10 protein-coding genes are annotated in these 11,434 nt (G+C 34.0%); 1 reads left to right on the top strand and 9 read right to left on the bottom strand.

The genetic code is table 11. The annotated features are described in order from the left end of the window. Positions 1-132 precede the first annotated feature (132 nt). The 9 genes from EQM13_RS06740 to pgsA form a co-directional block, all read right to left on the bottom strand. Entirely contained in the window at positions 133-579 is a 447-nt protein-coding gene (locus tag EQM13_RS06740) for a PTS sugar transporter subunit IIA (protein ID WP_071141056.1), read from the bottom strand. 20 nt (positions 580-599) lie between these two features. Further along, positions 600-1,661, bottom strand: a complete 1,062-nt coding sequence (locus EQM13_RS06735; RefSeq protein WP_071141057.1) for a zinc-dependent alcohol dehydrogenase — start codon at positions 1,659-1,661, stop codon at positions 600-602. An 81-nt stretch (positions 1,662-1,742) separates the two neighbouring features. Then, a complete protein-coding gene (locus EQM13_RS06730; RefSeq protein WP_071141058.1) occupies positions 1,743-2,858 on the bottom strand; it encodes an iron-containing alcohol dehydrogenase in 1,116 nt (371 codons plus the stop codon). A 19-nt stretch (positions 2,859-2,877) separates the two neighbouring features. Continuing rightward, on the bottom strand, positions 2,878-3,546 hold the full coding sequence (locus EQM13_RS06725; RefSeq protein WP_071141059.1) for a class II aldolase/adducin family protein: 669 nt from the start codon (positions 3,544-3,546) through the stop codon (positions 2,878-2,880). 27 nt (positions 3,547-3,573) lie between these two features. After that, entirely contained in the window at positions 3,574-4,614 is a 1,041-nt protein-coding gene (locus EQM13_RS06720; RefSeq protein WP_071141060.1) for a zinc-dependent alcohol dehydrogenase, read from the bottom strand. Between the two features lie 102 nt (positions 4,615-4,716). Next, complete coding sequence (locus EQM13_RS06715; protein ID WP_071141061.1) at positions 4,717-6,015, bottom strand: PTS transporter subunit IIC; 1,299 nt, start codon at positions 6,013-6,015, stop codon at positions 4,717-4,719. A 45-nt stretch (positions 6,016-6,060) separates the two neighbouring features. Then, positions 6,061-6,486: a PTS sugar transporter subunit IIB gene (locus EQM13_RS06710; protein ID WP_206172912.1), complete on the bottom strand. Its 426-nt coding sequence runs from the start codon at positions 6,484-6,486 to the stop codon at positions 6,061-6,063. A 7-nt stretch (positions 6,487-6,493) separates the two neighbouring features. Next, positions 6,494-9,490 carry a sigma 54-interacting transcriptional regulator gene (locus EQM13_RS06705; protein ID WP_128752305.1) on the bottom strand — a complete coding sequence of 999 codons (2,997 nt, stop codon included), beginning with the start codon at positions 9,488-9,490 and terminating at the stop codon, positions 6,494-6,496. 291 nt (positions 9,491-9,781) lie between these two features. After that, positions 9,782-10,321 (bottom strand): CDP-diacylglycerol--glycerol-3-phosphate 3-phosphatidyltransferase, encoded by a 540-nt coding sequence (gene pgsA / locus EQM13_RS06700; RefSeq protein ID WP_071141063.1) that lies wholly within the window; start codon positions 10,319-10,321, stop codon positions 9,782-9,784. A 95-nt stretch (positions 10,322-10,416) separates the two neighbouring features. On the opposite strand from pgsA, the gene EQM13_RS06695 reads away from it, so the two are divergent. After that, entirely contained in the window at positions 10,417-11,427 is a 1,011-nt protein-coding gene (locus tag EQM13_RS06695; RefSeq protein ID WP_071141064.1) for an ABC transporter substrate-binding protein, read from the top strand. Positions 11,428-11,434 lie beyond the last annotated feature (7 nt).

Below are 11,434 nucleotides of genomic sequence, written 5' to 3'. Positions count from 1 at the left end.
AATTTTATTGGAGGTAATTCCGGGAAAAGCTAATTCCCGATTAACAAATACACTCTTATTCCTTTAAACATAAAAGCCTTTCTATTACAAAATATCTCTTTTTTATATACATTTTCTATAAACTTATTCCTTTTAAAAAGAATCCCAGCGTTCCAGAATCTTTAACTTCACTGTCTCTAAAGAGGCAACCTTTGCTTCCTTCAAGAACTCATTGTCCTGTACAATATTAACAACAGTTTTTAATGTGTTTATATGGTCTTCTCCTGTTTTTAGTGCAAGATTAAATACAAATTCAGCATTAATCGTTGAACTGGGATCTTCCATGTTTCGAAAAACTACAGGATTTTTTAATCGGACAATACAAATAGCCGATTCATTGACATATTTAGTATCTGTATGAGGTACTGCAACGGGAATTTCAGTCATCAAACCTGTGGGGTATTCCCTTTCTCTTTCAAGACAGTTTTTCAGAAAGGTTTCTTTAACATAACCTCTCATATACAACTCTTGAAATGCTTCCGTTATAGCTTCTTTGGAAGTTTTTGCATTTGACTCTATTACCAATATATTTTTTACCATGATTATTAATCTCCTAACGTCTATTTTTCAAAATCAATTACGGCCTTAATTGCTTGCTTCTTCTCGGTGGCTTCAAATGCTTCTTTCCATTTCTCAGGCGAATAAACATGTGAAACCAATTCTTCCAATTGATTGTGATATTTCTGCAAAACCTTCAATGAGCCTGTCCAACTCGATGGGGTTGAACTTCTGCCGGAAGTAATACAAATCTGATTTCTGTAAATATAAGACATGTCTATAGTATATAATTCAGTATCCAAACTGGGAACACCTGTTATTACAACGCGACCCATTTTTCTGACTAAGCTTAATCCTGAATTAAAAGAGTTTTGAGAACCAACAGCATCAATGGCTAAATCTGCAAATTCTCCATCGAAAATTTCTTGAACTCTTTCTTTTAAGTTATGTCCATCATTAACTAAAACATGGCATCCAAATTTTTTTGCAATCTTCAACCGAGTTTCCCTACTTTTTTCCGTACCAATTACAACAACATTCGCCCCCGAAAACAATGCAACTAAAGCACAGCATAACCCAATAATACCCGGACCAATAATAACAACATTTTCTCCGGCCTTTATACATCCTCTTTCACTAACTATATGATACGCACAAGCCATAGGTTCTGAAAGTACAGCAGTTTTCAGAGAAAGTTCACTGGGTATAACTCTTATGTTTCGTTCCGGAACTACAACAAAATCCGCAAAGCTACCATTCGTACTTGAACCTAATCCCTTTCTATGTGAGCACATATTCCAATCGCCTGAATGACAATATCTACATGAACCGCATGGTTCTACGGTTGTTTCATATACAACTCTATCTCCTATTTTCGTTTTCTTTACATCTGTACCTACTTCAACGGCATATCCAGATGCTTCATGTCCAAGAATAACAGGTGGTTTTAATTTGTCAAACCGTCCGCCAACATCGACCTTCTTTAATTTTATATCGGTTCCCCCACAAACACCCGCATAAACTACTTTAACTTTGACGTCAGTACTTTTTAATATTTTAGGTTCTTCAGTATTGACCAACTCCATATCATTTGCTTTTGGGGATAGTCGCATCAATGCTCTCAAAAATGACACTCCTTTCTTTTGAAATCATGAAATCAAGTCTACCATAATAATCCTATAAATTTGATCTTACAATTATTCAATTTATAACAATTTCCTGTATATTTCAGCTAATTCATCTTGGCTCAGCTTTACATAACTAGTAGAAAGAACCGGTTGTAAAGTTAAATATACCTCTTTGGAAAACTCTTCTATCTCATCTTCTCCCATACCAAAACAGCTCAAACTCTTAATTTTCCAAATATCGTTGAGTAAAACGGCCAAACATTCCAATGCCTGATCAGTATGGCATTGAAGAATATCTACAATCATTTCTATTAAATATGAAATTTTGCCTTCAGGTTTTTTCTTATAGTACAATTTAAGCACCTGAACAAAAAACTGGTAATTACTTTCCCCATGCACAACTCCATATCTTCCGCTTAGCGGAAAAGCAAGAGCATGGACAGCACCACATCCTGCATTACCAAAAGATATCCCGGCAAAATTACTTGCAAGTAACACATCCCTCTCAACAGTTCTTCTAGAATCAACTCCATTTTTAGAGATGGTTACAAACGATTGTAACAGTATCTTGATTGCCTTTCCCGAAAATAAATCCGTATATGGAGTTGCTTCCGGAGAAAGATATGATTCTACAGCATGAATTAATGCATCAATTGAACTAAATGCAAAGAACTTATAGGGCAGAGTGCTGATAAATTCCGGTATTAAAACAGCAATATCAGCAAAGTAGGCATCATACGCCATTCTCATTTTGGTTTTGCGCTTCGTTGAACTAATAATTGATGATCTGGTTACCTCACTGCCTGTACCACAAGTTGTAGGAATTATAATCAATTTTTTGTCTTTTTTTATTTTCGACGGATCGTCAAATATCTCATCACAACAATCAAATTTTCTAATTGAGAGTACCTTCGCTATATCAATTACTGTCCCGCCGCCAATTCCTATTACTCTTTTGTATGAAATATTCTTTATGTTCGTTAATATTGCATCGACCATAATGTCGCTCGGCTCACCTGAGCCATGTTCTTCCTGATATACGAAATGACATGGCAGATTGAATTTTTTAATAAAAGGATCATAGATATAACGATTTGTAATTATCAAATCATCAGAATTCAAAGGGAAACTATCTAAGAAATCATTAAAAGTATCACATTGATAAATATCCGGAACAATCCTAAATTTTTTCATCATATATTACTCCCCATTTCTACTTAGTAGATATCTTTCGGTTGACTTTTGATATTTCTCTAACTTTATTAACATAGTCATTCGGAATTTCTTTTTTTCTTAATCCGGTTGCAAGAAGGAACAAGAATTGTTCACTTGTTCGCTCAATATTATCACTTGCAATAAGAGCTTTTTCCATAGTAATCCCCACACCTATGGTACCATGATTTTCCATAAGCACTCCCGCACTTGTACCAATTGAATTTTTTACACTTGTAGCTAACTCCAAAGAACCGGCCGGAGCAAAAGGCGCAATAGGTACCTCTCCACCTAAATAGGAAATACTTTCAACATCAATGATTGGAAGTTCTTTTATATTTTCAATGGAACTCACCAAAGTTCCGTATTTGGAGTGCGAATGAATAATGTCATTAACTTCTATTCTATCTAAATATATGAACCTGTGCATAGTAGCCTCTACAGAAGGCTTAAATTTCGCATCAACTATGTTTCCCTTCATATCAATTAAACATAAATCATTTAATTCTAAGGTGTTATATGGGCGAGAAGACGGAGTTATAACGAATAAGTCTTCTCCTTCAACTCTTGCACTGATATTTCCGGCCGTACCCAAGGAATAACCTCTCTCGACCATCATTTTGACACCCCACATAACATCTTGTTTTGCTTTTTCAATTTTGTTTTTCATTTTATTTGTCACTCCATTCTTTTCTTATTATTCATAGATAAGGGCATTTTTCACACCTATCTGGTTTGCATGTGCTTCCAATGCTTCTATTAAATCCTCAAATTTATATTCTCCCGTTACAAAAATATCTTCAGGGATTTCGTGGTGATTAATCATGTTATTTGCCATCATAACATGTTTTGGTGTTGTGTGGAAAAAAGCTGCAATGGTAAGTCCGCCGTAATGCATTCTTTCAGTATCGATAGTGATTGTTGTGCCCGGCTTACACCCTCCAAACAAGTTGATATATCCGCCCTTTCGAGAGATATTAATACAGTTTTCCCAAGCTACAGGTTGTCCGGTAGCATCAATTACAGCATCTGCCCCTCTTCCCTCAGGAGTTAGAGCTCTGATAGTCTCTACTACATCCATGTCGCTGTTAAGAAGTACAGTAGTATCAATTCCAAGTTTTTTCGATACTTCCAACCTTGATTGAGAAAAATCAGTTTGGATGACATGAGCTCCCATCTTCTTAACAATCATGGAAATCATTAACCCAATTGGGCCTGCTCCCATTACAACAACACAATCTCCATAACTAAACTTCGTCATATCTGCGGCATACATTGCACATGATAGAGGTTCTGTTAATGCTGCCGCTTTATAACTAACATCCTTAGGAATTTTAAATAGGTTTTGTCTTACAATTACGCCTGGAATATATACATATTCCGAATGGCCGCCGATAATCCTGACTCTATGTTCACAGCATCCGTCATTTCTTCCTGTCTTACAGTAATAACAATTACCACACATAGCGGCACTATGTGGTACAATTCTATCTCCTATTTCAAAATTTTGTACGTTTTTCCCTTTCTTATATACAATTCCTGCTGCTTCATGACCGAAAGTTATCCCCGGGCGATAATTTGGATGTCCTCTTTTATATGTTTTTACATCCGTTCCGCAAGTTAAGGATACTTTTACCTTCATGATAACAGCGTCATCTTCCAAATCAAACATATCTCTTTCTTCAATTCTTACATCTTCTGGTCCATACCAAATAGCCATTCTCATTTTTTCTTTCATAGTTCTCTCCCTTTCTTTAATATACTTATCAGTTTTGTTTTTTATATTTTATTTGAAAATTAATTAGCATAATGCTAATATGATTTTTACATACAACTTCTTTTATAATACTTTGAATAGTTTCGCAATCAGCACCATCAAAATATCAACGACATTTGCCAGGGATGCAGCAGTAACTTTTAGTCCCTTTTCAAGTTCTAACACACCTGCTGAAGTGACAAAGCTTGTACCGACATCTGCCATAAAATTGAGTGAAACTACAATAAACACCATATACAATGTTCCTGTAATTAATCCGCGGAAAAGGTTCCTGTCAGTCATCATACTAATCATTCCTGCAAAATAAGGAATAGAAGCAAACATGCCTACCGGGAAATAATTGTTTCCTGGAATGATAAATGCGAGTGCAATTGTAATTGGCATTAATAAAAGACTCAATGTAACGGCAGTTTGGTCACCAATAGCAAATGCTGCATCTGTACCAATAAGTAATTCCTGATCTTCTCCAACATGCTTTGTCATATAATTTTTCGCGGCTTTACTAATCGGAGTTAGTCCTTCCATAAGCAGACCTACCATTCTTGGCATCAAAACAATAACCGCTGCTATTCCAACCGCTATTTGAATTATTACTGTAGGAGTTTGTCTAGTTATAATTGCAAGAAATAAACCTACAATAAAACCTACAAGAGCAGGATCTCCCAATGGCCCTAATTTCTTGTTAATCCAAGATAAGTTGATGTCGACCTTGTTAACTCCGGGAATTATATCTACTATCTTATTCAAAACATAGACAACGGGAACTGCTGATAATGTTGAACTCATAGTCGTACAGGTTGTTCCCTCATATCCAAAATTTCTTTGCCAGAACGGAGCAATTTTATCTCCGACAATACATATAATAGCTACCAACAACATGGCAAACACAGTACAAATAGCAAATGGAACGGCTCCTGACATGTCGGCTCTTGAGAATATATAATAAAGAATAGAAGAAGCCATTAATATATGCCAATAATTCCAAATGTCAATATTGAATGTCTTTGTAACTTTAAACTTAATTAATATTATGTTAACAATAAGACCTAACGGTAAAACAACTGCGGCAAAGGGTGTCATCCAGGCTGCTGCAGAAAGTGTCTGCCACCCAACATCTATAGTAGTAAATGCATATCCCGTTGCTGAAGCGGCATAATAATTAGTAACCGGTTCTATTGTCGTTATTAATAGTGAAATAACCAATTTAAGCCCTTGAAATCCAATTCCCAATAATAGTCCGCTTTTGAATGCTTTGAAAAAATTCATTTTAAAAAACAATCCTAAAATAGTAATAATTATCGGAAGAACAGCAATTGCACCAATATCTAGTACTTGTCTTATAATCGATACCAAGTGTTCCATAGTTTTCACCTTTCCTTTCTATAAAGTATATTTAATATTTTTTATCTAAACATTTTCCGCTATTTTAGATAACAATTCTTTACATTTTTTTCTAATCTCGTCCTCACCAATACCTGTAATAAGTGAGGTAACACTTAAAGATGGTACAGGTAATGTCTCACTATACTTGTTAGTTGTAAATACGACGTCCACATCTTGTGCTTTTGTTAGTATTTCACTCATATTACTCTTTTTTATCACTGCATCAATGCCTATCTCATCACAAATATCCTTTATTGCATCTGCCGCAAGAGTAGATGTAGCAATGCCACTACCGCAAGCAACCAAAATCACTACTTGTTTCTTTGCCTTCATCATAACTTCCCTCCTTTTATGTTTATTTAATTTAATATGCATCTCCTCCTTAAAACTCGAATATCTATTTAAGCTGCAGCTACGATTATAAAATGCAAATTCCGTTCCAACCTTCATGGAAGCTTTAGTGGCAGGATATCAATATCTCTGAAATAATGCTTTTTACTTCTTGAGGATTGCGAGATTTTTTCAATTTCTCCGATAAGTTGGGAGTTTTTATTAACTTATAAAAATTATTTAAAATATCTGTCGAATCCTCTTTTAATGCCATCATGAAAACATTTTCTACCTCATTTTCTTCCGACCATATTATTGAATTATTTAATATAGCAATAGCTATAGCCGGCTTTATAACATTTTGGGGATTTCCGTGTGGAATCGCAAATTTCTCTTTTAATAACGTTGGTTCCATGATTTCTCTTTTATATACATCAAGCAAAAATTTTTCTTTCGCAAACCCACCTTTAATTAAAAGTTCCGCAAGGCCGTCTAACACCTCATTTTTATTGCAATAATCAGGTCTGACCATTATAAGCTCCTCATGAATTACTTTAGCAAAAGGGATTTTGATAACATCACCATTTTTTAACATCTGTGAAGGAGATTCCATATAAACAATACTTTTCAACCTTTCTATAGCATTACCATCTATTATTTCTTCCACTGAAATAAAAGGCACTAAATTATCTTTAGGGTCTATGCTTCCAATAACCGCTGATACTGTATATTGTTTTCTAATATTATTCATTTTTGTAGATATATCTTCATCTCCTGCGACTCCCATTGGAATAATTTCAGCTTTTTCTTTAATATTCGGCAGCATTTTTTCGATAAGTCTTTTAATTTTTATAGCCGTACCTTCCCCAGTTATGCACAAAGTAATAATTACTTTTTTATCTCTTGAAGTTTCTGAAGGTACAAATCTTCCAAGTACTATTTTATCTTTATCTATGCTGTTTACGATTTCATTCAAATTAGTGTCCGGCACAATAGCCCGTCTGACAGCTTCCAAAACCATTACTGTATCCACTCTGCCAACGGTTTTGGTGGGAATCCCCGTTTTTTTGGTGATTATTTCTCCAAAGGTGATTAATGAACCCATATCTACAAGAATTAAAACTCCTTTACCTTCATTGATTTTATATACAACTTCGATTGTTCTTTGAAGAGCTGATTCGGGTTTTTCATCCAGCGACATTTCTATACTTACTGCATGATTTACACCTAACAGCCGATTTGCCACTTCTGCCATACCTTGAGCCACTCTACCATGAGAAAGTACTAAAACTCCAACTCTTCCCCGTTTTTCGTCTGACGGACTCGTAATTGTTCGAAGATACATAGCTATAAAACCGATTTCATCCTGTGGTATTTTATATCCTGATAAAAGCTCAATATGTTTGACCATTTCTTTTGCCACATTATATTCCAACTTATATTTCTTCATAACTTTATCAAGATGAGGATTCACAATTGGCTTTCCCTGTTGAATTCGTTCAAAAGTTGCACTTAAATGTATCGCAAGGCAATAAAAAAGATGCTTATCTATTCCCCCAATCCGCTTTTCTGCAATTTTTGTTGCTTTCTCTGTTATATCAACTATATTTTGGCCCACTATCTCGGCTAAATCTTGCTTAGCTAAGGTTGGGTGACTGGTTTCTACTCGTTTTATCAATTGCTGGAATTTTATTTCCAATTCTTCGCCGATTAACTTGTTTATCTCGTCTTGAGTTAAATCTTGTAACTCTAATTCGTGATATCTCTCTTCAATATATCCATAAATTTCTCGAGGTAATGTATAAAGGTCTTCTTTAGGCTCAGGTTCAATATTAGTTTCGCTTTGATTAGGTTTTGTCATTAAATCTTCTTTGATAAAATACTCAACTTCCGGATTACGCTCTTGTATTTTTAATAATCCCTTTTGAACGTGAACAGGTAAATCTGACAAGCCAACCTCAATATATTCTCTTTGACTGCTTATGCAATTCAGAAAACCTCTTGCACAAGCAACTTGAATATCACTTCTGAGTTGTCCTATATTTCCTGGGCAACTATACATTAAAAGAGCTCTTAAAGCTTCTTGGATAATCTTTATTTTGACCCCTATTCTATCTGCTTCTTTATTAAAAAAGGCCTTTATTATATGATATCTTTCATCAAGAGGTCTTACGGACAGAGATGGAAGCTCTATGATCATCGGTATTCTCCTGCGGAAAGTCAAAAGTAAAGATGATTCAATATCCTCTGTAGTTGCTGCTATAATCAAAATATTTGCTGTTCGTTCTGTCTCAGTTTCTCCCATACGACGAAATTTTCCCTTATCCATTAAAAAATAAAGCAGTTCTTGACCTTCCGGAGGCAAACGATGAACCTCATCTAAAAACAATATTCCGCCATCAGCTTTTTCCACTAATCCTTTTTTTAAGACAGCGGCTCCGGTATAAGCTCCCTTTACATGTCCAAAAAGTTGTGATAAAAGAAGCTGCGGATTTTCAGCATAATCTGCACAATTGAAAATAATAAAAGGAGCAGTTTCAGAAATGGCTTTGATTTCAAGTGCATAATCATACATAGCTTCTGCCAGATTACTTTTTCCAACTCCGGTAGGTCCTAAAATCAAAGTATGAAGGCCGTGAGGAGGATATAATATTGCAGCTTTTGCCTGTTGAATCTGAGATTTCAGACTTCCATCAAAACCTATAATTCTACTAAAGGCCAACAATTCAGATGGATATTTTAATGTATTTTTTAGATTAAAATTCGATTTAAGGTTTAAATGTTCTAAGGGCTCATTATGGCTCATCACCAAATTCAAATCAAATATTTTTTCTTTAATCTGTAGGGCTATTTGAGATATTAAATATTTTGATACGTTAAAACCTCGATCTTTAATAATCTTGGTAAGTTGTCGGTTCGATATTTCCGGATTTTTTGAAATTATTTCTCTAATGGCTTCTACTAAATAAGGTTTACGTCGTTCTCTCGAATCTGGGATACTTAATTCATTTCTTAAGGCCGTAACTGCATCTCTTCGAGTATCGAGCATTTCAGCTAAGCGATCATCAGTATAAGGGTTTTTCTTATCTTCAGTTTTAATTATCTGTACTAAACGGTCTTTCATAATTCCACTCCCCATTTCACAATTTATGCAATATTTATACCATAGTCTTAGAAGATTTTGCGGTCAGCTTATTTTCATGATTCTAAGATAATTTAGTTATTAATGTTCAACAGAATATTCCACAATTCCTTCTATTTAATAGCCTATAAAAAGTCTTATTCCTTCTAATGTAAACCTTTGACTAATAATAGATAAAATTTAATAATTTGGTATTATATGTTTGTTATGACCATAAAAAAATATTATATTTTACTCTTATGAAAATTAGTTTTATAAAATGGGATTTATTTTTTAATTAGCATGATAATCCTTATTATAATAAGTATAAATTATAGTAAAATAGCTAAAAAATGCAAAAATATTTAATACTACAGTTAATCCTATTAGTCCTTGAGAAACTATTTGAGGGAAGTCAAATAGTATAGAAAATACAGCCACATAAAAAGAAAAAGTTGCGATCTTGCCAAATTTATTTGCGGAAAGAGGTTGAGACTCCTTCGAATAATACATTAATAGACCACATAAAGCCAGAGATATCTCTTTGACAAATAATATTATAAAAACCTCATAAGGAATTAAATCTACGTGAATAAAACTTATAATTACTCCAAATATCGTAATCTTATCTGCTATAGGATCCAAAATAGTTCCCAGTTTCGTTATCATATTGTACTTTCTGGCAATGTAGCCATCTAAAATATCTGTAAGTCCTATTATAAACAAAATAATCGTTCCGTACAAAATATTATTTTTCATAGGAGAAAAGAATATATAAATAAACAAAGGTACTAAAATTATTCTTATAGTTGTTAATAAGTTAGGAAAATTCATAATATACTCCTTTCCAAAATGATTTTGTCACCCTTAACAAATTCTTTGAATATAATAAAATAGCATATATTTAAAACTATCTTAGGAGGGATCCAATGTTTAGAAAATCAAAATTCATTTATCTTCTATTAGTATTTACAATAATATTAAGTTTTAGTTTAAGCGGATGTAAAAAAGATGAACTAAAAACTGTAAAATTAATAGAAGTTACTCATTCTCTATTTTATACTCCTCAATATATAGCAATAACGGAAAATTTCTTTCAGGAAGAAGGTTTAAAAATTGAGCTTATCAACGGAAAAGGCGCGGATAAATGTATGACTGCCCTTCTCAGCGGAGAAGCCGATATTGCTTTTATGGGGCCGGAAGCTTCAATATATGTCTATAACCAAAGCAAAACTAATAAAGCGATAAATTTTGCTCAGTTAACTCAAAAAGATGGCTCTTTTCTTGTAGGACGAGAAAAAGATGACAATTTTTCCTTTGAAAAATTAAAAGGAAAGTCCCTTATTGGTGGAAGAAAAGGCGGAATGCCTGAAATGGTATTGGAGTACGTATTAAAACAAAACGGTTTAACTCCCGGAACAGATATGGAAGTACGCACAGATATACAATTTGATGTTATGGGAGGAGCCTTTATAGCGGGAGAAGGAGATTACGTTACTTTATTTGAACCTGTGGCTGCCTCCTTAGAAAAAGAAGGAAAGGGATATGTAGTTGCATCTATCGGAAAGGAAGCAGGATATATTCCATATACGTGCTATTCCACCACAAAAAAATATATGGATGAAAATTCTGAAATAGTACAAAAATTTACAAATGCTATATACAAAGGAATGGTATGGGTACAAAACCATTCGGCAGAGGAGATAGCGGATTCATTAAAATCACAATTCCCGGAAACAGAAAGGGATATACTTATTACTTTAATAAATAGATATAAAGATCAGGATACCTGGAAACCTGATTTAGTTTTAACCGAAGAAGGCCTTAACAAACTGATGGATATAATGGAATTGGCGGGCGAATTAGATGAAAGACCTCCTTATAACGAGATAGTAAATACCAATTTTGCAAAAGAGGCCATGGAAAATATTAAAAAATGACATAAGA

Source organism: Acidilutibacter cellobiosedens (assembly GCF_004103715.1).
GTDB classification, from domain to species: domain Bacteria; phylum Bacillota; class Clostridia; order Tissierellales; family Acidilutibacteraceae; genus Acidilutibacter; species Acidilutibacter cellobiosedens.
The sequence above is the reverse complement of the archived record's forward strand: the minus strand, read 5'-3'. Positions and strand labels throughout refer to the sequence as shown.

Bases quoted from the DNA above. Each gene is read 5' to 3' on its own strand.
- EQM13_RS06710 (WP_206172912.1), bottom strand. From the start codon at position 6,486: ATGAAGGTTGGAACGGAATTTGCATTTTATAATCGTAGCTGCAGCTTA.
- EQM13_RS06725 (WP_071141059.1), bottom strand. From the start codon at position 3,546: ATGAAAAACAAAATTGAAAAAGCAAAACAAGATGTTATGTGGGGTGTC.
- EQM13_RS06705 (WP_128752305.1), bottom strand. From the start codon at position 9,490: ATGAAAGACCGTTTAGTACAGATAATTAAAACTGAAGATAAGAAAAAC.
- pgsA (WP_071141063.1), bottom strand. From the start codon at position 10,321: ATGAATTTTCCTAACTTATTAACAACTATAAGAATAATTTTAGTACCT.
- EQM13_RS06720 (WP_071141060.1), bottom strand. From the start codon at position 4,614: ATGAAAGAAAAAATGAGAATGGCTATTTGGTATGGACCAGAAGATGTA.
- EQM13_RS06730 (WP_071141058.1), bottom strand. From the start codon at position 2,858: ATGAAAAAATTTAGGATTGTTCCGGATATTTATCAATGTGATACTTTT.
- EQM13_RS06695 (WP_071141064.1), top strand. From the start codon at position 10,417: ATGTTTAGAAAATCAAAATTCATTTATCTTCTATTAGTATTTACAATA.
- EQM13_RS06715 (WP_071141061.1), bottom strand. From the start codon at position 6,015: ATGGAACACTTGGTATCGATTATAAGACAAGTACTAGATATTGGTGCA.
- EQM13_RS06740 (WP_071141056.1), bottom strand. From the start codon at position 579: ATGGTAAAAAATATATTGGTAATAGAGTCAAATGCAAAAACTTCCAAA.